Consider the following 24,230-nt stretch of genomic DNA (forward strand, 5'->3'; position numbering starts at 1 on the left):
GACGTATTTAAATAAGTGAAAATGCATTTTTAAAATAAAATGTGCAAAAAAAATACTGTTTATCGTATTGGTTTTTAACTGGTATATACTGGCTTGTCAACGAGTAAATTTAAAGGAAAAGGATCATTTCTTAATAGAGAGAAAAAATAAATTATTCTGTAAAAATTTGTTTGATAGTCCTAGCCTTTTTCTTCATAGTATGATAAAATGTGTATGTAATGTGGCTAATAATTTTCACTTGAAAAAGGAGAATGGTGATTAGTTGGGGACAATCATTTAGTTTACTATTACATTGTACATTTACAACTGAATATTATAAGAAAGGAAGATTAAATGAACAAGAAAATAAGATCTTGGATTCAGATTCTTATTCTTTGTTTGGGAGTTATTCTCCAATCGTTTGCCCCTCTTACGCAAGTACGTGCGGCAGAGTATAATGATGTTATCACTAGTGTTGGTGTTGAAAACAGATCTGGTGAAGCTTTAACGCAAGGGTTGGATATTTGGCAAGAATTCCGTCTTACTGCAGATTTTGTTTTGCCAGATAATACGGTGCATGAAGGTGATACAACAACACTTCAATTGCCATCAGAGATTACATTTTCAAACTCTTCAGACATTGAATTACGAGATGCTTCTAACAATCTTGTAGCTACTGGTCGTTTAGATGCAGATAGCAAAACAATTACTCTCACTTATACAAAATTTGTTGAGAATAATTCTGGCGTTAGGGGGAAATTCTTTGTCTATGTCCGAGTTGACCATGACGTTGTTTCAGAAGAAAAAGACGTTGATGTCAACGTTACAGTAGGCCATAGAGTTCTATTTGCAGGAAAGATCCGTTATAACGGCCCTCCAGGGAAATACGACTCTAAAATTGAAAAGAGTTCCTTCCAATTCAAGGATGACGAGAAAAATGTAATCCGTTATAACATTACTGTAAACCGCAATATGGCGAACTACAGTGATGTCACTATCAAAGATGCTTTCTCTTCTCCAAATATGACATTCCTACCAGATACTTTTCGTATTTATAAAGTAAACTGGAGCTGGAATAACGGAGACTGGAAATGGTCCGATGCTCAGGATATGACTGAAACCTTTAAAAACCAACTAGTGGTAAATGCGAATGGTGATGGTTTCACCCTTCCTTTAGGAGATACTAATGGTTTTGGTTATATGATCGAGTATCGAGCTAAAGCGAATTATGATCTAGTCGATGGTGAGGAAATCACGAACGTAGCCAACATGAGCTACAATGGAAGTGAGAATGAACAATCAACCAGCACACGTACCTACCAGATTGCAGGTGGTGTTGCGGAAGGATATGTTTTCACCATTAAAATTCATAAGGTAGACGAAGCAGGCCAACCTTTGCAAGGTGCAGTTTTTGAAGTAATTCGTGATCGTAACCAAGCCGTTGTTGGACGATTGACAACAGGTCCTGATGGTAACGCTAGTGTAGGTAGATTGCTACGAGATAACTATACGATTCGTGAAGTAACCGCTCCTTTTGGCTATGACAAACTAACTGAAGATATTAAAATTTCTCCAGATGAGTTTGGCTCAGACAAATCTGTAGAACGTCGAATTGAAAATAAGAAGACACCTCCAAAGACACCAACTGAGAAAGAGATTACTTTCAAAAAGGTGGATCCAAATGGGAAAGAAATCCCAGGTGCGGAACTTAAAATCTATAGCGGAGATACAGTCAATCTTGAAGAGGCACCTGTTGCAGACTGGACTACTGTAGCTGACGCTTCTAAAGTGATTAAGCTGGCACCAGGGACCTACACTCTAAGAGAGTTCGATGCTCCAGAGGGATATCAAATTGTAGGAGATATTACTTTTACTGTTAATGCTGACGGTTCTACCACTATTAAGAATAAGGGAGCTGATGACACTGTTCTTGCAGCTGGTCCAGTTCTGACTATTACCGATAAAGAGGATACTAGTCCAAAACCAATTACCTTCAGTAAGGTAAACCTTGGAGGGAATGAAATCGCTGGTGCACAGATTAAGATCTACAAGGGCGACAAGGCAGAAGGCACAGCCGTAGAAAGCTGGACATCTGAAGCTGGTAAGTCTAAAGATCTCAACTTGGCTCCAGGTACTTACACTTTCCATGAGGAAGCAGCCCCAACTGGTTACCTCAAAGTAACGGATATCACTTTCCAAGTTAAACCTAACGGTACTGTTGAAGTGACAAAAGTAGGTGAAAAAGATTCTAAAGGTGAAGACAATCGTGTTGTAGCCCAAAATTCAACTCTGACAGTTACTGATAAAGATGACGATGTAGCTCGTAAAATCACGTTCAGTAAAATTAGTCTTGGTGGGGTTGAAATCGCAGGAGCACAAATCAAGATCTTCAAAGGCGATAAGGCAGAAGGCACAGCTGTAGAAAGCTGGACTTCAGAAGCTGGTAAGTCTAAAGAATTGAGCTTGGCCCCAGGTACTTACACCTTCCATGAGGAAGCAGCCCCAACTGGTTACCTCAAAGTAACGGATATCACTTTTAAAGTTAACTATGACGGAACAGTTAAAGTGACGAATGTTGGTACCAAAGATGCTAAAGGTGAGGACAATACAGTTGTAACTGACGGTTCAACTATTAAAGTCACTGATAAAGATGACGATAGCCCACGTAAGATTACCTTCAGTAAGGTTAGCCTTGGTGGAGAAGAAATCGCAGGCGCTCAAATCAAGATCTACAAGGGCGACAAGGCAGAAGGCACAGCCGTAGAAAGCTGGACATCTGAAGCTGGTAAGTCTAAAGATCTCAACTTGGCACCAGGTACTTATACCTTCCATGAGGAAGCCGCTCCAACAGGCTACCTCAAAGTAACAGATATTACTTTCAAAGTGAAAACTGACGGAACAGTAGAAGTAACCAATGTCGGCGAGAAAGACTCTAAGGGTGAAGACAACAAGGTCGTAACCAACGGTTCAACTGTAACTGTAACTGATAAAGATGATGACCTTCCACGTAAGATTACCTTCAGTAAGGTTAGCCTTGGTGGTACGGAAATCGCAGGCGCTCAAATCAAGATCTACAAGGGCGACAAGGCAGAAGGCACAGCCGTAGAAAGCTGGACTTCAGAAGCTGGTAAGTCTAAAGATCTCAACTTGGCCCCAGGTACTTACACCTTCCATGAGGAAGCAGCTCCAACTGGTTACCTCAAAGTAACGGACATCACTTTCCAAGTCAAACATGACGGCACAGTGGAAGTGACAAACGTTGGTGAGAAAGACTCTAAGGGTGAAGACAACAAGGTCGTAACCAACGGTTCAACTGTAACTGTAACTGATAAAGATGATGACCTTCCACGTAAGATTACCTTCAGTAAAGTCAATCTTGGTGGAACAGAAATCGCAGGTGCAGAGATTAAGATCTACAAGGGCGATAAGGCAGAAGGTACAGCCGTAGAAAGCTGGACTTCAGAAGCTGGTAAATCTAAAGATCTCAACTTGGCCCCAGGTACTTACACCTTCCATGAGGAAGCAGCTCCAACTGGTTACCTCAAAGTAACGGACATCACTTTCCAAGTCAAACATGATGGCACAGTGGAAGTGACAAACGTTGGTGAAAAAGACTCTAAAGGTGAAGAAAACAAAGTCGTAACCAACGGCTCAACAGTAACTGTAACGGATAAAGACGATGACCTTCCACGTAAGATTACCTTTAGCAAGGTTAGCCTTGGTGGAACAGAAATCGCAGGAGCTCAAATCAAGATCTACAAGGGCGATAAGGCAGAAGGCACAGCCGTAGAAAGCTGGACTTCAGAAGCTGGTAAGTCTAAAGATCTCAACTTGGCGCCTGGCACTTACACCTTCCATGAGGAAGCAGCTCCAACTGGTTACCTCAAAGTAACGGACATCACTTTCCAAGTCAAACATGATGGCACAGTGGAAGTGACAAATGTTGGAGAAAAAGACTCTAAAGGTGAAGAAAACAAAGTCGTAACCAATGGTTCTAAAGTAACTGTAACCGATAAAGATGATGACCTACCACGTAAGATTACCTTCAGCAAGGTTAGCCTTGGTGGAACAGAAATCGCAGGCGCTCAAATCAAGATCTACAAAGGCGATAAGGCAGAAGGCACAGCTGTAGAAAGCTGGACTTCAGAAGCTGGTAAGTCTAAAGATCTCAACTTGGCTCCAGGTACTTACACCTTCCATGAGGAAGCCGCTCCAACAGGCTACCTCAAAGTAACCGATATCACTTTCCAAGTCAAACATGATGGCACAGTGGAAGTGACAAACGTTGGTGAGAAAGACTCTAAGGGTGAAGAAAACAAAGTTGCCACAAACGGTTCAACTGTAACTGTAACCGATAAAGACGATGACCTTCCACGTAAGATTACCTTTAGCAAGGTTAGCCTTGGTGGAACAGAAATCGCAGGCGCTCAAATCAAGATTTACAAGGGCGATAAAGCAGAAGGCACAGCCGTAGAAAGCTGGACTTCAGAAGCTGGTAAGTCTAAAGACTTGAATTTGGCTCCAGGTACTTACACCTTCCATGAGGAAGCAGCCCCAACTGGATACCTCAAAGTAACGGACATCACTTTCCAAGTCAAACATGATGGCACAGTGGAAGTGACAAATGTTGGTACTAAGGATGCTAAAGGCGAGGACAATACAGTCGTAACCAATGGTTCTAAAGTAACTGTAACCGATAAAGATGATGACCTTCCACGTAAGATTACCTTCAGCAAGGTTAGCCTTGGTGGAACAGAAATCGCAGGCGCTCAAATCAAGATCTACAAAGGCGATAAGGCAGAAGGCACAGCTGTAGAAAGCTGGACTTCAGAAGCTGGTAAGTCTAAAGATCTCAACTTGGCTCCAGGTACTTACACCTTCCATGAGGAAGCCGCTCCAACAGGCTACCTCAAAGTAACCGATATCACTTTCCAAGTCAAACATGATGGCACAGTGGAAGTGACCAACGTTGGTGAGAAAGACTCTAAGGGTGAAGAAAACAAAGTTGCCACAAACGGTTCAACTGTAACTGTAACCGATAAAGACGATGACCTTCCACGTAAGATTACCTTCAGCAAGGTTAGCCTTGGTGGAACAGAAATCGCAGGCGCTCAAATCAAGATCTACAAGGGCGATAAGGCAGAAGGCACAGCCGTAGAAAGCTGGACATCTGAAGCTGGTAAGTCTAAAGATCTCAACTTGGCTCCAGGCACTTACACCTTCCATGAGGAAGCAGCCCCAACAGGCTACCTCAAAGTAACCGATATCACTTTCCAAGTCAAAACTGACGGCACAGTGGAAGTGACCAATGTTGGAGAAAAAGACTCTAAGGGTGAAGACAACAAGGTCGTAACCAACGGCTCAACTGTTACAGTAACGGATAAAGACGATGATAGTCCAAAAGCCATTACTTTCAGTAAAGTTAACCTTGGTGGTACAGAAATTGCAGGCGCTCAAATCAAGATTTACAAGGGCGACAAGGCAGAAGGCACAGCCGTAGAAAGCTGGACATCTGAAGCTGGTAAGTCTAAAGATCTCAACTTGGCTCCAGGCACTTACACCTTCCATGAGGAAGCCGCTCCAACCGGTTACCTCAAAGTAACAGATATTACTTTCAAAGTGAAAACTGACGGAACAGTAGAAGTAACCAATGTCGGAGAGAAAGACTCTAAGGGTGAAGACAACAAGGTCGTAACCAACGGCTCAACTGTAACTGTAACCGATAAAGACGATGACCTTCCACGTAAGATCACCTTCAGTAAGGTAAACCTAGCAGGTGAAGAAATCGCGGGAGCTAAAATCCAAATTTTCCGTGGAGAAAAAGTTGCAGGTAATCCTGTGGCTGAATGGACTTCAAAAGCCAAACAATCACATGTATTTGATTTGACTCCGGGAGTATATACTTTCCATGAAGAGGCCGCTCCAACTGGATACTTAGCAGTAACAGATATTACATTCCAAGTTAACTACGACGGAACTGTAACAGTGGTAAATGCTAGTGGAAATCAGGTTGAGTTTAAGGATGGTAAGTTAGTAGTAACGGACCAAACTGAACCAGAAAATCCTAACCTACCAAACACTGGAAGTGAATCTGGACAAGCTGCATTAGCAGCAGGTTTAGCTCTTCTAGCTTTAGGTGCAGGTCTTGTAGCAACTAAACGAAGAAAAGAAGACTAATCTCATTTAGTAGCCAATAAGTACAGTAAAGAAAGATCAGGGATAACCTCCTGGTCTTTTTTCTATGATTCAGAATAATGAAATATGCTAAATTAAACTATTTACCAGTATGGTGTATGACTATTGCTAAATCTCTTCTGATTTTTACTTATATAAAATAGTTTGGATAATTATTAAGGTGTATCAAACTTATAAATAAATGGAACGTTTTGTGCATTGTTCCTTTCTGTTTGTTTAAAAGAGAAGTTGTTCGTAAGTGTTCACTATACTTAAAGAAACTTCAGTCTGATGAAAGAATTAATTTTTATGGCAGTAATTTTACACTGTGTCAATATTTTCAAAAGGCAATAACCTCATAATATTACAAAAAAAGTTAATTTTGTTTTATAATGAAATTAAAGGAGGTTTCTATATTAAAAATAGAACAAATATGATAAATATTGCACTCACATATAGTTATGAAACATGTTAATATGATGTAACTTATTCAATAACCCTCATGGATTTCAACGAATTCGAAAGGAGATGAGTGTTGAGATTTTATAATCATAGTTTGTCGTTTTAATGTTTTCGGTAATTTAGAAAGGAAGATTATGAAGAACAAGAAATTTTGGTTACCCATCCTAACTTCTCTGGCCTGTTTGCTAGGGATAATCTTTGCTCCAAATTCAGTTCAAGCAAAGGAACTGAAGAACGTTATCAGTAATATTGGAATTTGGGAGGTTGATAATGGTAAGTTTATAAAACCAGATGCGAATGGTGTTTATACACTTTCTCCTGAACATCATAACTACTCAAATTATAAATTCACTGTTGATTACGATTTGAGCGCCTATGATGGTAAATTAGAGGACGGTGATACCTTTACCTTTACTGTTCCGAGCCCTTTAACTGTTAGAAATGAAACTTTTGATTTAAAAGATAAGGAAACAGATCTCGTTATCGGAGAAACTCAAATTGTATCAAACGGGGATAATAATGGTGGTAAGGCGACTATTACATTAAAAAATCTGAAAACCTATCTTGAGAAAAAAGGTGGCTATCAAGTCCAAAACGTTAAAGGAAATTTCTTTGTTGGTTTTAGTTCTAAAAATGAATTAAGCAATGAAACGCTCCGTTTTGATAAGACGGAAACTATAAATGAAATTACCCATCAAATTAAGGTCAAAAAAGGGGAAGCCTCTGATTATTCTGAAGGAATTGGACGTGCTAATTTCAGTAAGTATCATGGTCTGATTTACAAAGAGGATTGGACATCTAGTGCTCTAAATAAGAGTGGACAATATTTACACAGTTGGTATGTTCGAGCTAATCCTAAACAAGCTGCCTATAACAAAATTGAAATTCATGACTGGGTTGACCCAAATGCCTCACCGATGCAGATGATTCCTGAAACATTTAAAGTTACGGCAGGTTGGTACGATAAATCTTATTACTTTAAAGATGAGGTGGTTTTAGAAGCTGGTAAGGATTACCAAGTAAAATGGAATGATTCTTACACAGAATTTACTTTAACAATTAACAATGCATCTTCAATTCTTGCGAAGAACGGGAAACCAGCAGCATTTCGAATTAATTATAAAACAAGTGCTCCAGCTGATGGCACGCAAGTCCAAAACAATGCTGAAATGAAGGGTGATGACCAGATTCTTACATATGACGACTATAGTAATAAGACAGTCGTTAAGCAAATCGGAAACTCAGTAGTTGCTTCAGGCGGTACAATTCAGTTAGAAACTGGTTACCGTATCATTCTTTACAAGGTCGACGAGCTGACTCATGACCGTCTAAAAGGAGCAAAATTCAAGATTACTCCTCCGGCAGGAGCTACGGCTAAAGAGGAAATTGTAACGACAAATGATGACGGAATTGCTGAGTCATCTATTTACTCAGAAAGTGATATCAAGAAAGGGAACTTTACGGTAACCGAGATTGAGGCTCCTGAGGGATATGAGTTGAATCCTACTCCATTTGAGATGACTGTTGGACAAGATGGAGCTATCAAAACAGTTACAAATAAACGTAGCAAAGCTAAAGCTAAGATTAAAGCTAATAAAAAACTTACAGGACGTGAGTTGAAGGCTGAAGAGTTTGAATTCACTTTAACAGACCAAGATGGTAAGGTGAAAGAAACTGTGAAGAATGACAAAGACGGAAACATTGCTTTCTCAGAATTGGAATTCGACAAAGCAGGGACTTATACCTTTAAAATTGCTGAAAAAGCTGGCAGTGATACAGGCATCAAGTACGACACTAAAACTGTTACGGCTACAGTTACTGTAACGGACAAGGGTAAAGGTGCACTTGAAGCAACTGTTTCTTACGATGATGAAAAAGCTTTCGAAAACGCTTATACTCCAGCAAAAACGGAAGTTTCTGTGAAGAAAAAATGGGATGATAAGAACAACCAAGATGGTAAACGTCCATCTTCTATCACAGTTAAATTGCTTGCAGATGGCCAAGATACTGGAAAAACACTTGAATTGACTGAAGCAAATGGTTGGGCTGGAAGCTTCAAAGACCTTGATGCTGATAAAGGCGGCACACCTATCCAGTACACTGTAGTAGAAGTAACTGTTCCTAGTTACACTTCAGAAGTTACTGGTGACGCTGCATCAGGATTCACTATCACAAATAGCTATTCACCAGAAACAGTTGATGTAAAAGCAACTAAGAACTGGGAAGATGCCAACAACCAAGACGGCAAACGTCCGACTAAGATTACAATCAATCTTTTAGCAGACGGTGAGAAAGTAGCATCGAAAGAAATTCAGGCTGCTGCAGACGGAACATGGACTGCTACATTCGAAAAATTAGCAAAATATAAAGCTGGTAAAGAAATCAAATACACTGTAACAGAAGAAGCCGTAGCAGAATACGAAGCTACTATTACAGACTTTACCATCACAAACAAATATGCTCCTAAAGAAATTGACTACAAGGTAACAAAAGTATGGAACGATGCCAACAACCAAGACGGTAAACGTCCTGAGTCCGTAACGGTTCAACTTTACAAAAAAGTAGGAGTTGCAGATCCAGTAGCCGTTGAAGGTAAGAAATTGACCTTAACAGCTAAGGATAAGACAGACGATAACACTTGGGTAGCATCCTTCACCAATCTTCCACAATACGAAGCTGGAAAAGAAATCACCTATTCTATCAAGGAAGTGGATGTACCAGCTGGTTACGAAGCCTCTGTGACTGGTCAAGTAGTGACAAACACTCACAATCCAGATACAGTCATCCTTTCAGGAACTAAGGTGTGGAAAGATAACAACAACCAAGACGGTAAACGTACAACATCTGTGAAAGTTCAAATTCTTAACGGCGACAAGGTTGTTCAAGAAATTGAAGTTTCAGAAAAAACTGGCTGGAAGTTCGAATCTAAAAAACTTCCTAAGTATAAGAATGGTAAAGAAATCAAGTATACTGTCAAAGAAACTGCTATGACAGAATACAAAGCAACCATCACTACAGATAAGGATGGCAAGTACACCATTACCAATGAATATACACCAGAAAAAATTGCTGTAAGTGGACAAAAGACCTGGATTGATAATAACGACCAAGATCGTATCCGTCCAGCATCTATCACTGTCGCTCTTCTTGCCAATGGTAAAGAAACTGGCAAGATAGCAATCGCAACAGCTGAAACAGGTTGGAAGTATGAATTCACTGAACTGGATCGTTACCAAAATGGTAAAGCAATCGAGTACACAGTCAAAGAAGTTGGTGTTCCTACAGGTTACACAGCTACTGAAACTGGTATGAATGTGACCAACACCCACACACCAGAGAAAACATCTGTAAAAGGTAAGAAGATCTGGAAAGATGAAGATAACAAAGATGGCATCCGTCCAGCATCTATCACCGTAAAACTTCTTGCAGATGGTAAGGAAACTGGTCAGACAGCTATAGTGTCAGAAACAAGTGGCTGGACTTATGAGTTTACAGGTCTTGATCGTTATCAAGAAGGTAAGGAGATTGCCTACACTGTTGAAGAAGTGAATGTTCCAGATGGTTATACAGCTTCAGTAGAAGGTTACAACATTACAAATACGCACACTCCTGAAAAACCAACACCTGGCAAACCAAATGAACCAGGTAAGCCTAAAAAAGGTGGGGAATTGCCTAATACAGGAAGCGAGTCTAACCAAGTGGCTCTAGTAGCTGGAATCGCCCTTCTTGGATTGGGAACAGGATTCTTGGCAAGACGCAAAAAAGAAGATTAAGTTTTTTAAACGGTATCTTTCACGAAATTTTGCAACACAGTTTAAAAGTGGAAACAAGTGTCAATGGAAATTGGCACTTTTTTTTTGTAACTGACCCTGGTTCTACTACCGGATACAAGTGGATAGTTGCCACTTACTGAAAAGCTATTGTTTTCGCTACGAAATCCTCTATAATAAGTGACAAATAAAAAAGGAGATGTTGCATATGATTGAAACAAGATTACAAGATAAATTGAAGTCAGGTTTAGAGGTAGAAAATTTTCAAAAAGAAGGGGCTATCTATCTGTCTCTTAATCCAGATTATCTATCTGGAGATAATGCTAAATACATGACCATGTATAACCGTATGGCTCGCTGGTACGATATGAGTGAGAAATGGATAGGACCACTTCTCCACGGCAAGGCGATTGATAAGTTGAGAAGGGATCTGATGGAGGAAATAGAATGGAAAGATAATTTATCTGTTCTTTATGTCTCTATAGGGACTGGTCAAGACCTCCGTTATATTCCTGAGACAATTGACCTGAAAAGTTTAGACTTTGTAGGGGTAGATATTTCTATCAGTATGCTAAAAAAATGCCAGAGATCTTGCGCTAAAAAGACCAATTTGCAACTTTTCCATGCTTGCGCGGAGGAACTACCCTTTGCGGATAATAGTTTTGACATTGTCTACCATATTGGCGGAATCAATTTTTTCAATGATAAGGCCAAGGCTATGCAGGAAATGCTACGAGTGGCGAAGCCAGGAACCAAAATTTTAATCGCAGATGAGACGGCTGACTATGTGGATCAGCAATATAAGAAAAATCATTTTAGTAAGGATTATTTTAAAGACGCTACTGTTGATTTGAGTGAAATTGAGAATGCTGTTCCAAGTGAAGTTAAGGAAAAGGAAATGAAACTTCTTTGGGATGGTAAATTCTACGCCTTAACATTTAGGAAATAAAAAAAGTATCTTGGTAGAGCTTAGAAAGTAAGTATGAAGATAAAAACATTCCCTTAGACAGCTGTCTGAGGGAATGTTTTTTTATGGGAGCATCATCAATTCGACAATCATAGCTATATAGATGATTAAGGTAAGGAGAAAACCGGCTCTCCAGAAGAATTTGATGAATTTAGGGTAATAAAAACTTCGTTTTTTGACAAGGAAAAAGATTACAAGGAGGATTGCTAGGAGAGAAAGTGCGACACCAAGTCGCGGTAGAAAGTTGTGGGTAAAGGCTTTAGCAGTAATCAGATAGTACTCAAATATCAACAGTGGAAAAGCTAGATCCGCGAAATTAAATCCTATTTTCCTAAGTCCGAAAAGCTTGGTGACAATAAAGCAAACCACCAAGGTTAATATCAATAATAAAATAGATGCTATTTTCATTAAAATCATACCCATATTGTATCATAAAAAAACGCTAAAGGAAATGAGAAACAAGGGAATTTGTAGGAAAGTCAGGCTTTTGAGATTGTAGGTGTTTTTTGTTATAATGAAAGTTATGAAATCTTATAATACCTTGAATGATTATTATCGAAAACTTTTTGGAGAAAAGACTTTCAAAGTTCCTATTGATGCGGGATTTGACTGTCCCAATCGGGATGGAACTGTAGCTCACGGTGGTTGTACTTTTTGTACGGTTTCAGGTTCTGGAGATGCCATCGTGGCACCGGATGCCCCTATCCGTGAGCAATTTTATAAGGAAATTGACTTTATGCACCGCAAGTGGCCAGAAGTTAAAAAGTATCTGGTTTATTTCCAAAACTTTACTAACACCCATGAAAAGGTGGAAGTGATTCGGGAGCGATATGAGCAGGCTATCAACGAGCCAGGTGTAGTGGGAATCAATATCGGAACACGGCCAGACTGTTTACCCGATGAAACTATCGAATATTTGGCTGAGTTATCGGAACGCATGCATGTGACGGTAGAATTGGGCTTACAGACAACCTTTGAAGCAACCTCTGACCTGATTAACCGTGCCCATTCTTATGAATTGTATGTGGAAACAGTAAAACGCTTGAGGAAATATCCCAAGATTGAGATTGTTTCCCATTTGATCAATGGTTTGCCCGGTGAGACTCATGAGATGATGATTGAAAATGTACGCCGTTGTGTCACGGACAATGATATTCAAGGAATTAAACTGCACTTGCTTCACCTCATGACCAATACACGGATGCAGCGAGATTACCACGAAGGACGCTTGCAACTGATGAGTCAGGATGAGTATGTCAAGGTCATTTGTGACCAACTAGAAATCATTCCCAAGCATATCGTCATCCATCGAATTACAGGAGATGCACCGAGAGATATGCTGATAGGTCCCATGTGGAGCCTCAATAAATGGGAAGTGCTAAATGCTATTGAAACTGAGATGCGCCGTCGTGGAAGTGTGCAAGGATGCAAGGCTGTAAAACAGGAGTTTAAAAATGAAAAGACCACTTGAGATGGCGCATGATTTTTTGGCGGAAGTTGTGACAAAAGAGGATATTGTAGTGGATGCGACCATGGGCAATGGTCATGATACGCTATTTTTAGCCAAGTTAGCCAAGCAAGTCTATGCCTTTGATATCCAGGAGCAGGCTTTGGAGAAAACCCAAGAGCGTTTGGATCAGGCTGGAATGAAAAATGCCCAGTTAATCTTGAAAGGGCATGAGACACTAGAACAGTTTGTGACAGAAGCTAAGGCAGGGATTTTTAATCTGGGTTATCTGCCTTCTGCTGACAAATCCGTTATCACTCAACCTCAGACTACTATCGAAGCATTAGAAAAGCTGTGTCATTTGCTTGTCAAGGGGGGACGGATTGCGATCATGATCTACTATGGTCATGAAGGAGGAGATACTGAGAGGGATGCTGTATTGGAGTTTGTTAGCCAGTTGAACCAACAAGAGTATACAGCTGCCATTTATCGGACTCTCAATCAAGTTAACAATCCACCGTTTTTAGTTATGATTGAAAAATTAGAAAGGTATAGACATGGATAAACAATACCTTCGTGAGAAGCTTGAGTCAATGCGCCAAAATTTTGTCGAGTCAACGCATCACGAGCGAGCAGTCGGAGTGCTCGACGAAGCACATATGAGCAAGAAAATGCTTAAAATCAAGAAAAAATTAGTGGCTCTTGAAATGGAACGATGCCAGAAAAAAATTGAGCACAAAGACTGTTCTAAGATTGATCAGAAAATCCAAGAGCAAAAGGAGATTTTTGAATCTTGTTGTAAAAAAGATTAAGGAGGAATTGTGTGGAATTACTCATTTACTTGATTCTATTTTTATTTGTCTTAATCATTTCAACCACGACCAATAAACTTCTCCCTTTTTTGCCCCTTCCTCTTGTACAAATCCTTTTGGGGATTGGGATTGGTTTATTTGTTCCCGATGCGGACTTTCATCTCAATACAGAGCTGTTTCTGGCCATGGTTATTGGTCCCTTACTTTTCCGGGAGGCAGAAGAAGCTGATATTACGTCCATTTTGAAGCACTGGCGGATTGTTGTCTTTCTGATTTTTCCTGTGATTTTTATCTCGACCTTAAGTTTAGGGGGCATGGCTCACTTCCTTTGGATGACTCTTCCTTTGGCTGCCTGTTTAGCAGTTGGAGCGGCACTTGGGCCAACAGATTTGGTTGCCTTCGCATCTCTTTCTGAACGTTTTCGTTTTCCTAAACGGGTTTCTAATATTCTAAAAGGGGAAGGGCTCTTAAATGACGCTTCTGGTTTGGTTGCCTTTCAGATGGCTCTGGCCGCTTGGACAACAGGAACTTTTTCTTTCAGCCAAGCTGGAACTTCCCTAGCACTTTCTATCCTTGGTGGTTTTGTAGTCGGTTTTGTGACGGCTATGGTCAATCGTTTCTTGCATAGTTTTTTGCTGAGTGTACGAGCGATAGATATAGCCAGTGAACTATTGCTAGAGCTAAGTTTGCCACTCATGACCTTTTTTATCGCAGAAGAGTTTCATGTTTCAGGGATTATCGCAGTAGTGGTTGCAGGTATTTTGAAGGCCAGTCGATTCAAAAAGATTACGCTCCTTGAGGCTCAGGTAGACACCGTGACGGAGACCGTCTGGCACACCGTGACCTTTATGCTAAATGGATCAGTCTTTGTTCTCTTGGGAATGGAATTAGAATTGATTGCAGAGCCGATTTTGTCTAATTCTCTCTACAATCCCCTTCTTTTACTGATTTCAGTTGTCGTGCTGACATTCTTACTCTTTGCGATCCGCTTTGTCATGATTGCTGGTTTTTACTTTGTGAGGACGCGTCGACTTAAGAAAAAAATTCATAAGTACATGAAAGATATGCTTCTTTTGACCTTCTCTGGTGTCAAAGGGACAGTATCTATCGCGACCATTCTCCTCATACCAAGTCATTTGGAGCAGGAATACCCTCTCTTACTCTTCCTTGTAGCAAGCGTTACACTGTTGAGCTTTCTAACAGGTTTATTGGTTCTCCCTCACTTATCTGAGGAACAAGAGGAAAGCAAGGATCATTTGATGCATATTGCGATTTTGAATGATGTAGCTGCAGAATTAGAAAAAGAGCTGGACCATCACAAGAACAAACTTCCTCTTTATGCAGCTATTGATAACTATCATGGTCGGATTGAAAACCTCATCCTTAGTCTGGAAAATAAGAGAGTCCAAGAGGACTGGGAGTCCCTCAAGCTTCTTATCTTGAGTATTGAGAGTGACGGTTTGGAGCAAGCCTACGAAGAAAATAGAATCAGTGAGCGTGGCTATCGAGTTTACCAACGTTACCTAAAAAACATGGAGCAGAGTATCAATCGGAATTTCGCTTCTAGAGTGACTTATTACTTCCTAGTTTCCTTACGGATACTGCGCTTTCTACTCCATGAAATGTTTACCTTTGGCAAAACTTTTCGTAGTTGGATGAACGAAGAATCTCGTAAACTACTAGCAGTTGACTATGATCAGATTTCAGAGTTGTATTTGGAAAATACAGAGCTGATTATCGAGAGTTTGGAAAACCTCAAAGGGGTTTACAAGAGTTCTCTGATTAGCTTTATGCAAGAGTCTCGTCTACGCGAGACGGCCATTATCGGAAGTGGTGCCTTTGTTGAGCGGGTTATCAATCGCATCAAGCCAAACAATATCGATGAAATGCTACGAGGCTACTATCTCGAACGTAAGGCAATCTTTGAATACGAAGAAGCTAAACTGATAACAGCCAAGTATGCCAAAAAACTACGACAAAATGTGAATAATTTAGAAAATTATTCTCTGAAAGAGGCTGCAAATACCTTGCCTTATGATATGCTAGATTTAATCAGAAGAACTTAGATGATGAAGAAAATGACGGAGGATGGAACATGAAAAAGTGGTGGAAAGAGCTGATGGACAGGCCCTTATTGAAAGCTTTTTTGCATTATTATCAAGCATCTGATAGTGAGTTGACCAGTGTTGCGGTTGCCTACTATTGGTTGATTTCAATCTTTCCTTTGCTAATGATAATGGTCAATATTTTGCCTTATTTTCAGATTCCAGTCTCAAATTTCTTACTGACAATCAAGGAATTTTTGCCCGATACGGTGTATGATGTGGTTGCCAAGATTGTCCGAGAAGTTCTGACTCAACCATCAACTGGTTTGCTGAGTTTTGCCGTTTTATCTGCCCTCTGGACCTTTTCGAAATCAATGGATTTCCTCCAAAAAGCTTTTAACAAAGCCTATGGAGTGACCAAGAGTCGAGGAATTATCTCCCATCAGTTGATGAGTCTACTTGTTAGTTTTGGCCTGCAGATTCTTTTTGCCTTGGCCTTGTTTTTGAGTATGTTTGGTCGTATGTTGCTCAACCTCCTCAAAACTTACTGGCAATCAGACAGTCCGCTATTTTCCTACCTGCAAGATTTTACAGGCCCTCTGGTCTATGCCTTGATCTTTGCCATTCTAGTCATGATTTATTACTTCCTTCCAAAAGTAAAAGCACCACGAATCCGCTATGTTTTACCAGGAAGTGTCTTTGTCTTGCTAACTCTTATCTTTTTATTGAATATCTTTTCTGTTTATTTTAATAACTATGTCAATCACCTAGTCGATGTCCGCTTTTTCAGTTCCATCATCGTGGTAGTCATGATGTTCTGGTTTATTCTCATTGCAAAGATTTTGATTATCGGAGCAGTTATCAATGCCAGTGTTCAGAGCTTGAAAGATCCAACCTTTAAAATAAACTAACTAATAAAGTTATCCATTACAAAACGCATAGGATCAAATCTGATCCTATGCGTTTTTTGCTTATGAAAATTAATAGATAAACATGGCATCACCGAAACTGAAGAAACGGTAGCGTTCTTGAATAGCGTGCTGGTATGCATCTAAGACTAATTCACGGCCTGCAAAGGCAGAAACCAACATGACGAGAGTTGATTTTGGCAGATGGAAGTTGGTTGAAAAGGCATCCACAACCTTCCATTCGTAACCAGGTTTGATAAAGATATTGGTCCAACCAGAATCAGCCTGGATTTGCCCATCAAACTTGGAACCAATAGTCTCTAACGTGCGGATGGAAGTGGTTCCAACAGCGATGATACGGCCTCCATCTTCCTTAACAGAGCGAAGGGTGGCAGCTGCTTCCTCAGAAAGTTGGTAGAATTCGGAGTGCATTTCGTGTTCGTCCAGATTGTCCACAGAAACAGGTCTAAAAGTTCCTAAACCAACGTGGAGAGTCAAATAAACCAAATGGACACCCTTGGCCTGGATTTCTGCTAGCAGTTCTTTGGTGAAGTGGAGGCCAGCAGTTGGTGCAGCAGCAGAGCCACTTTCTTTAGCGTAGACCGTTTGATAGCGTTCACGGTCATCCAATTTTTCGTGGATGTAGGGCGGTAGTGGCATTTCACCTAGACTTTCCAAGACTTCTAGAAAAATTCCTTGGTATTCAAAGCGGACAATGCGGCCCCCGTGGGTCAATTCTTCCGTAACGACAGCGCTGAGGCGACCATCACCAAAGTTGACACGAGTCCCGACCTTGAGGCGTTTGGCAGGTTTGGCGAGAACCTCCCACTCATCTCCACTGGTATTTTTGAGTAGGAGAAGCTCCACATGGCCTCCAGTTTCTTCCTTTTGACCATAGAGGCGGGCAGGGAGAACACGAGTGTCATTCATAACGAGTGCATCTCCAGGTTCCAGTATATCAATAATAGAGTGGAAGTGTTTATCCTGCATTTCTCCCGTTTCACGATTAACGATAAGGAGTTTAGACGCATCACGTTTTTCAAGTGGCGTTTGGGCAATCAATTCCTCAGGCAAGTGGAAATCAAAATCAGCAGTATTCATTTTTTCATCATTCTTTCTAAGTTCTAATCCTATCCATTATAACACGTTTCAAGTTTGGACGCTCTTTTTTAGAAATTAAATCGTTTTCACTTGACAAAAATTGGTCTATACCATATAATGAATATAGAAATATGGAGGATATAAAATGAAAGTTATTAAAGTTGAAAATCAAGTCGAAGGTGGAAAAGTAGCTTTTGAGATTTTGAAGGAAAAATTGGCCAATGGCGCTCAAACATTAGGACTTGCGACAGGAAGCAGCCCGCTTGAGTTTTACAAGGAAATCGTTGAGAGTGACCTTGATTTTTCAAATCTAACCAGTGTGAACCTTGATGAGTATGTAGGGCTTGATGGGGACAATCCACAGTCTTACCGTTACTTCATGCAAGAAAACTTGTTTAACCAAAAACCATTTAAAGAAAGCTTCTTGCCTCGTGGGGTTAAGGACAATGCTGAAGCTGAAGTTGAACGCTACAACCAAATTTTGGCTGACCATCCTGTTGATTTACAAATCTTGGGAATTGGTCGCAATGGACATATCGGATTTAATGAGCCAGGAACTGCCTTTGATAGCCAGACACATCTTGTAGACCTAGACCAGTCTACAATCGAAGCCAATGCTCGCTTCTTTGACAAGATTGAAGACGTTCCAACTCAAGCCATTTCAATGGGAATTAAAAACATCTTGGATGCCAAGTCAATTATTCTCTTTGCTTACGGTGAGTCGAAAGCAGAAGCCATTGCTGGCACAGTATCAGGCCCAGTGACTGAGAACCTCCCAGCAAGTAGCCTACAAATCCACCCTGACGTGACGATTATTGCAGATGCTGAAGCGCTAAGCTTACTTGAAAAATAAATTCGCGACCACTTGCTCTTTGGAGTGAGTGGTTTTAGACATATAAAACTTCAACTTAACTTTAGGAGGATAACATGAATAAAGAAGATTTTCTAAAAATAAAAGATGCATATAAGAGCGCTAGGCTAGAAGAGAAAAATAGAATAAAAGACTTTCTTTTAAGCAAGAGAGATAGTGATGGAAACTTAATTTTTTTAAAGGAGAAAGATGGTACTAATACATTTGTAAGGGCAGGTCGAGGATATGGAAAAAAAGATTACTCATCAGGTAGGACTTTATCAAGACCGTATGATTTATCAAATCACATGTATATTGATTTGTCTTATAAAGGAAATATAATCTTAATCTCTTTACAGTCTTTTGATATTGATCCAAATAGTCATAATATTCATGTCTTATATGATCGGATAGGTATTATGTTTGAAAAAGACGGCATAATTTTGTTACCAGATAATAAATCAAAAGTCAGTGATGCTTTTCTTAAAATGGAAACAACAAACTGGGAATTGCCTTTATCTGAAGCAGAGATGGAGGAGATGGTGGACTATATTATTAGTCATTATGAAAAATAAAAAACTTAGTTTTCCCTTGACAAATATTCATTTTGCATGTAAAATAGAATAGATCTTGAACTTGAAGGGAGTGAAAAAAATGTCTAAAACAGTAGTACGTAAGAATGAATCTCTTGACGATGCACTTCGTCGTTTCAAACGTGCGGTTACTAAAGCTGGTACTCTTCAAGAAACACGCAAACGTGAATTCTATGAAAAACCTTCTGTAAAACGTAAACGTAAATCAGAAGCAGCTCGTAAACGTAAAAAATTCTAATTTGAAATGAAAGGCTAGACTTGTCTAGTCTTTTTTTGCATAGTGTTTAGAGGAATAAATTGTTATGAGAGAGTATATAAAAGAATATAAAAAAATGCGAGACAATCACTTAGAAGATTGGGGTTATTGTGCTGATCCGATAGATTGGAAGGATTTTGAAGAGTCAAACAAAAGAATTTTTGAAAAGTATTTGACCGATTCAAAAGTATTGTCTGACAAGGTTTTAAGGGTAAAATTGTACAGTAGCTTATTGCTAGATGATATTCAATATTTTGCCTATTATGCTGCGTTTTTAGATGGGGATTATAAGCAGTTAAACAACGCTCTATGGCAAACAGGAAGAACCGAGCTGCTGAGAGGCGGTTTGTTGGCAAGTGGAACCATTTACACAGATGGAATTTTGAAAGGCTTGTTTACCTCTTTTGCTTGTAACGATTTTTCAGTCATTCCATTTTTCGTCCCTAAAGATTTACCCTTGTTGAAAGGAACCTATTACCCAGAAAATGTGATGAATCTTTTATACGCTCTTTATTATCAAGATGAAGAAAGATTATCCGAGTCTCTCTTGCGTGCACAACAGTTTTTAGAGAAGAAAAAACGAACTGGTATGGAAGAATTTTCTGTTCGGTATTTTATAAGTTTGGCAAGAAAAGATGCAGTTGCATTAAGTGAGTGCTTACAAAACTTATGCCAAGCTTATCAGAGACGAGGTTACCCCTATGAAAAGATTAATAAGTGCTTTGCGGATGAGATTCATGGTCTATATCGATTGGTACGATTGTTTGACCATTCCTTGTTCGAAGAAGTCAGTATGCCATCTCATAAGACTTTTTTGAAGGAGTTTGAAGAATGGCAAGTCCAAAATCAGTTTTCAAAAGGTCAACAGTTCTATACCTATCCTCAAGATATGGCTGATGCAAACAGAATGTTAACAAAAGGTCTTCCAAGGATTTACTTAGAAAAATCTGGAAGGGACTTGGTGATAGACGTTGACCGATTTGCAGTAGATTTGTCTCGGTTGATTTAAAAGAGTACGAAAAGACTTCCTAGTCAAATCTTTTTCCAAGCAACATCAAATAAATACTGTAAATCCTGCAAAAAAAGGAAACTTCCACCTACAATCTGATATAATAGTAGGGAGAACTCGATTGAAGGAGGAAATTATGTCGGTTTTAGTAAGAGATGTCATTGAAAAACTCAGACTAGATATTGTCTATGGTGAAGGCGAATTACTTGAAAAAGAAATCAATACTGCGGACATTATGAGACCTGGTCTTGAAATGACGGGCTATTTTGATTACTATACACCAGAACGGATTCAGCTGTTAGGGATGAAGGAGTGGTCCTATTTAGTTGCCATGCCTGCCCAGAACCGTTATCAAGTTTTGAAGAAAATGTTTCTACCTGAAACACCTGCGGTTATCGTGGCTCGTGGTCTGGTAGTGCCAGAGGAAATGTTGAGGGCTGCTAGGGAATGCAAGATTGCGATTTTAACCAGTCGAACTGCAACCAGTCGTTTATCTGGAGAACTTTCTAGCTACCTTGATTCCCGTTTGGCTAAACGTACTAGCGTGCATGGTGTCTTGATGGATATCTATGGCATGGGTGTCTTGATCCAAGGGGATAGTGGTATCGGTAAGAGCGAGACAGGTCTTGAGCTTGTGAAACGTGGACACCGTCTAGTAGCAGACGATCGTGTAGATATTTATTCTAAGGATGAGATGACTCTTTGGGGCGAACCTGCTGAAATCTTGAAGCATTTACTTGAGATTCGTGGAGTTGGGATTATCGATATCATGAGTCTCTATGGTGCAAGTGCTGTAAAAGATTCTTCACAAGTTCAGCTAGCAGTTTATTTGGAAAATTATGATACGCATAAGACCTTTGACCGTCTGGGAAACAATGCCGAAGAACTCGAAGTTTCTGGTGTAACGATTCCGCGTATCCGCATCCCAGTAAAAACAGGACGCAATATCTCCGTTGTCATTGAGGCGGCTGCCATGAACTACCGTGCTAAAGAAATGGGCTTTGATGCGACACGTTTATTTGAAGAACGCTTGACAAATCTAATCGCTCAAAATGAGGTGAAACATGATTAATCCAGTCGCATTTGAAATTGGCCCCTTTGCTATTCGTTGGTATGCTTTGTGTATTGTAGCTGGTTTGGTTTTAGCAGTTTATCTTGCTATGAAAGAAGCTCCTAAAAAGAAAATTCTATCAGATGATATTTTGGATTTTATCCTGATTGCTTTTCCAGTAGCTATTTTAGGTGCTAGACTATACTACGTACTCTTTCGCTTAGATTATTATCTGCAAAATCCAGGTGAAATCATCGCCATCTGGAATGGCGGCTTGGCCATTTACGGAGGTTTGATAGCGGGCGCTATTGTCCTTTATATCTTTGCAGATAGAAAGCTGATTAATACTTGGGATTTCTTAGATATTGCAGCACCGAGCGTCATGGTTGCCCAGAGTTTAGGGCGTTGGGGGAACTTCTTTAACCAAGAAGCCTATGGTGCAGCAGTAGATAGTCTGGATTATTTGCCAGGCTTTATCCGTGACCAGATGTACATTGAGGGTAGCTACCGTCAGCCGACCTTCTTATATGAGTCGGTTTGGAATCTGATTGGATTTGCTTTGATTCTGATTTTTAGACGAAAATTAAAGGGAATCAGACGTGGTCATATCACTGCTTTCTACTTGATTTGGTATGGCTTTGGTCGTATGATCATCGAAGGTATGCGGACAGACAGCCTCATGTTCTTTGGTCTGCGAGTTTCCCAATGGTTATCAGTTATCCTTATCGGACTCGGTATTTTTATCATACTTTATCAAAATCGAAAGAAAGCCCCTTTCTATCATAATGAGGAGGAAAAATAAATGTTAGAAGTTGCATATATACTTGTTGCGATTGCTTTGATTGTCTGTTTAGTCTATTTGACAATCACGATTCAAAAAGCAGGTCGTATGATTGATGAGACGGAGAAAACCATCAAAACGTTGAGCTCAGATGTGGACGTTACCTTGCATCATACCAATGAATTGTTGGTAAAAGTTAATGTCTTGGTTGACGATATCAATGTTAAGGTTGCGACGATTGATCCACTCTTTACGGCGGTGGCTGACTTATCTGAGTCAGTATCTGATCTCAACCAACATGCACGTGTTTTAGGTAAAAAGGCTTCATCTGCTGGTTCAAAGACCATTAAAACAGGTGCAGGCTTGTCCGCTCTTCGTGTCGCAAGTAAATTTTTCAAAAAATAAAAAAGGAGAAATCTTATGGGAAAACTATCCTCTATCCTTTTAGGAACAGTTTCAGGTGCAGCTCTTGCTTTGTTTTTGACGAGTGACAAGGGTAAGCAAGTTTGTAGTCAAGCTCAGGATTTTCTAGATGATTTGAGAGAAGATCCAGAATATGCTAGAGAGCAGGTTTGTGAGAAACTAACTGAAGTGAAGGAACAGGCAACTGACTTTGTGCTGAAAACAAAGGAACAAGTAGAATCTGGTGAAATCACTTTTGACAGTGTCCTTGACCAAGCTAAAAACTGTGCTCGACAAGCGACAGAAGCGTCAAAAGAAACCTTTAACAATCTCAAGGAGCAATGGCAAGAACAGTCAACAACTCCAGACGTTGCTGAAGACCAAGAAGAAATCATCATCGATATTACTGAAGTATAAGGTATCACCATCTCTGATTTTTGGAGATGGTGATTTTTATCTGCAAGCCTGTCTTTGTGGTATAATAAATACTATGCAGAAAAAACCAACGTCCGCCTACGTGCATATTCCCTTTTGTACACAGATTTGTTATTATTGTGACTTTTCAAAAGTATTTATCAAAAATCAACCAGTAGATAGTTACCTGGAGCATCTGCTAGAGGAGTTTCGTTCTTATGATATCCAAAAGTTACGAACCCTCTACATTGGAGGTGGGACGCCAACGGCTTTGTCAGCTCCGCAATTAGAAGTGCTCTTGGATGGCTTGACTAAAAACTTGGACTTGTCAGTTTTGGAAGAATTAACCATTGAGGCCAACCCAGGAGACTTGGATGCGGATAAGATTGCGGTTTTGAAGCAGTCACCAGTCAATCGTGTTTCCTTAGGTGTGCAGACTTTTGATGACAAAATGCTGAAAAAGATTGGGCGCAGTCACTTGGAGAAGGATATTTATGAAAATATCGACCGCCTCAAATTGGCTGGTTTTGACAATATTTCTATCGACCTAATCTACGCTCTACCTGGTCAAACTATGGATCAGGTCAAGGACAATGTAGCTAAGGCTATCTCGCTTGATATTCCTCATATGAGCCTTTATAGCTTGATTTTGGAAAATCATACGGTCTTTATGAACCGCATGCGACGAGGGAAGTTGCCCCTACCCAAGGAAGAGTTAGAAGCGGAGATGTTTGAGTACATCATCGCAGAACTGGAGCGAGCTGGTTTTGAGCATTATGAGATTTCCAATTTCTCCAAGCCTGGCTTTGAAAGTCGCCACAATCTCATGTACTGGGATAATGCCGAGTATTATGGTATCGGTGCGGGTGCTTCAGGTTATGTGAACGGGGTACGTTATAAAAACCACGGTCCTATCCGCCACTATCTCAATGCGGTAGAGGCAGGAAATGCTCGGATAACAGAAGAACACCTGAAACAAAGGGAGCAGATGGAAGAAGAAATGTTCCTAGGCCTCCGGAAAAAATCCGGGGTTTCTATGGCGCGATTTGAGGAAAAATTTGGACGATCCTTTGATGGACTTTATGGCGAAATCATCAGAGACTTGGTTCAACAAGGACTCATTCAGGTCGATGGTGACCGTGTCCGAATGACAAAGAGGGGTCTCTTCTTGGGAGACACTGTAGCAGAACGATTTATTTTGGAGTAGAA

Annotated in this window: 19 protein-coding genes; 17 read left to right on the forward strand and 2 right to left on the reverse strand. The window is 40.1% G+C overall.

Going from position 1 to position 24,230, the window contains the following annotated elements; genetic code table 11:
- The first annotated feature begins 333 nt into the window (after positions 1 to 333).
- From NYE79_RS03740 to NYE79_RS03750, 3 genes are all read left to right on the forward strand, one after another.
- Positions 334 to 6,156 (forward strand): SpaA isopeptide-forming pilin-related protein, encoded by a 5,823-nt coding sequence (locus NYE79_RS03740; RefSeq protein ID WP_339293801.1) that lies wholly within the window; start codon positions 334 to 336, stop codon positions 6,154 to 6,156.
- Positions 6,157 to 6,749: 593 nt separating this feature from the next.
- Positions 6,750 to 10,388 carry a Cna B-type domain-containing protein gene (locus NYE79_RS03745; protein ID WP_216728264.1) on the forward strand — a complete coding sequence of 1,213 codons (3,639 nt, stop codon included), beginning with the start codon at positions 6,750 to 6,752 and terminating at the stop codon, positions 10,386 to 10,388.
- Positions 10,389 to 10,593: 205 nt separating this feature from the next.
- A complete protein-coding gene (locus NYE79_RS03750) occupies positions 10,594 to 11,334 on the forward strand; it encodes a class I SAM-dependent methyltransferase (protein WP_216728265.1) in 741 nt (246 codons plus the stop codon).
- An 81-nt stretch (positions 11,335 to 11,415) separates the two neighbouring features.
- Here the strand turns inward: NYE79_RS03750 and NYE79_RS03755 are convergent, their stop codons facing one another.
- Positions 11,416 to 11,775 carry a DUF3397 family protein gene (locus NYE79_RS03755; RefSeq protein WP_216728266.1) on the reverse strand — a complete coding sequence of 120 codons (360 nt, stop codon included), beginning with the start codon at positions 11,773 to 11,775 and terminating at the stop codon, positions 11,416 to 11,418.
- A 91-nt stretch (positions 11,776 to 11,866) separates the two neighbouring features.
- Here NYE79_RS03755 and NYE79_RS03760 point away from each other — a divergent pair, with 91 nt between their 5' ends.
- The 5 genes from NYE79_RS03760 to NYE79_RS03780 are packed head-to-tail and all read left to right on the forward strand — an operon-like array spanning position 11,867 to position 16,567.
- Positions 11,867 to 12,823, forward strand: coding sequence for a TIGR01212 family radical SAM protein (locus NYE79_RS03760; RefSeq protein WP_216728267.1), 957 nt, complete (start codon positions 11,867 to 11,869; stop codon positions 12,821 to 12,823).
- Positions 12,807 to 13,364, forward strand: a complete 558-nt coding sequence (locus NYE79_RS03765; protein WP_216728268.1) for a class I SAM-dependent methyltransferase — start codon at positions 12,807 to 12,809, stop codon at positions 13,362 to 13,364. The genes NYE79_RS03760 and NYE79_RS03765 overlap by 17 nt, the downstream gene beginning before the upstream one ends.
- Positions 13,357 to 13,611 carry a hypothetical protein gene (locus NYE79_RS03770; protein WP_216728269.1) on the forward strand — a complete coding sequence of 85 codons (255 nt, stop codon included), beginning with the start codon at positions 13,357 to 13,359 and terminating at the stop codon, positions 13,609 to 13,611. Before NYE79_RS03765 ends, NYE79_RS03770 begins: the two co-directional genes overlap by 8 nt.
- An 11-nt stretch (positions 13,612 to 13,622) precedes the next feature.
- Entirely contained in the window at positions 13,623 to 15,677 is a 2,055-nt protein-coding gene (locus tag NYE79_RS03775) for a cation:proton antiporter (RefSeq protein WP_216728270.1), read from the forward strand.
- A 29-nt stretch (positions 15,678 to 15,706) separates the two neighbouring features.
- On the forward strand, positions 15,707 to 16,567 hold the full coding sequence (locus tag NYE79_RS03780; RefSeq protein WP_216728271.1) for a YhjD/YihY/BrkB family envelope integrity protein: 861 nt from the start codon (positions 15,707 to 15,709) through the stop codon (positions 16,565 to 16,567).
- A 69-nt stretch (positions 16,568 to 16,636) separates the two neighbouring features.
- Here NYE79_RS03780 and queA read toward each other — a convergent pair whose 3' ends face one another.
- Positions 16,637 to 17,665, reverse strand: coding sequence for a tRNA preQ1(34) S-adenosylmethionine ribosyltransferase-isomerase QueA (queA, locus tag NYE79_RS03785; RefSeq protein WP_216728272.1), 1,029 nt, complete (start codon positions 17,663 to 17,665; stop codon positions 16,637 to 16,639).
- A 145-nt stretch (positions 17,666 to 17,810) separates the two neighbouring features.
- Here queA and NYE79_RS03790 point away from each other — a divergent pair, with 145 nt between their 5' ends.
- From NYE79_RS03790 to hemW, 9 genes are all read left to right on the forward strand, one after another.
- Positions 17,811 to 18,518 (forward strand): 6-phosphogluconolactonase, encoded by a 708-nt coding sequence (locus tag NYE79_RS03790; RefSeq protein ID WP_216728273.1) that lies wholly within the window; start codon positions 17,811 to 17,813, stop codon positions 18,516 to 18,518.
- 74 nt (positions 18,519 to 18,592) lie between these two features.
- Positions 18,593 to 19,090, forward strand: coding sequence for a hypothetical protein (locus NYE79_RS03795; RefSeq protein ID WP_216728274.1), 498 nt, complete (start codon positions 18,593 to 18,595; stop codon positions 19,088 to 19,090).
- Between the two features lie 79 nt (positions 19,091 to 19,169).
- Positions 19,170 to 19,346, forward strand: coding sequence for a 30S ribosomal protein S21 (gene rpsU / locus NYE79_RS03800; protein WP_000048054.1), 177 nt, complete (start codon positions 19,170 to 19,172; stop codon positions 19,344 to 19,346).
- 64 nt (positions 19,347 to 19,410) lie between these two features.
- Positions 19,411 to 20,373 (forward strand): hypothetical protein, encoded by a 963-nt coding sequence (locus NYE79_RS03805; RefSeq protein WP_216728275.1) that lies wholly within the window; start codon positions 19,411 to 19,413, stop codon positions 20,371 to 20,373.
- Between the two features lie 136 nt (positions 20,374 to 20,509).
- Positions 20,510 to 21,445 (forward strand): HPr(Ser) kinase/phosphatase, encoded by a 936-nt coding sequence (hprK, locus tag NYE79_RS03810; RefSeq protein ID WP_000115190.1) that lies wholly within the window; start codon positions 20,510 to 20,512, stop codon positions 21,443 to 21,445.
- The gene (gene lgt / locus NYE79_RS03815; protein WP_049477698.1) at positions 21,438 to 22,226 is read left to right on the forward strand and encodes a prolipoprotein diacylglyceryl transferase; all 789 of its coding nucleotides are present in this window, start codon (positions 21,438 to 21,440) and stop codon (positions 22,224 to 22,226) included. Before hprK ends, lgt begins: the two co-directional genes overlap by 8 nt.
- Positions 22,227 to 22,610 carry a DUF948 domain-containing protein gene (locus NYE79_RS03820; protein ID WP_000895024.1) on the forward strand — a complete coding sequence of 128 codons (384 nt, stop codon included), beginning with the start codon at positions 22,227 to 22,229 and terminating at the stop codon, positions 22,608 to 22,610.
- A 15-nt stretch (positions 22,611 to 22,625) separates the two neighbouring features.
- Positions 22,626 to 23,024, forward strand: a complete 399-nt coding sequence (locus NYE79_RS03825; RefSeq protein WP_000517391.1) for a YtxH domain-containing protein — start codon at positions 22,626 to 22,628, stop codon at positions 23,022 to 23,024.
- 73 nt (positions 23,025 to 23,097) lie between these two features.
- A complete protein-coding gene (hemW, locus tag NYE79_RS03830; protein ID WP_049490190.1) occupies positions 23,098 to 24,228 on the forward strand; it encodes a radical SAM family heme chaperone HemW in 1,131 nt (376 codons plus the stop codon).
- Positions 24,229 to 24,230: the final 2 nt, after the last annotated feature.

It is taken from the genome of Streptococcus sp. FSL W8-0197 (assembly GCF_037963785.1).
Classification (GTDB): domain Bacteria; phylum Bacillota; class Bacilli; order Lactobacillales; family Streptococcaceae; genus Streptococcus; species Streptococcus oralis_CQ.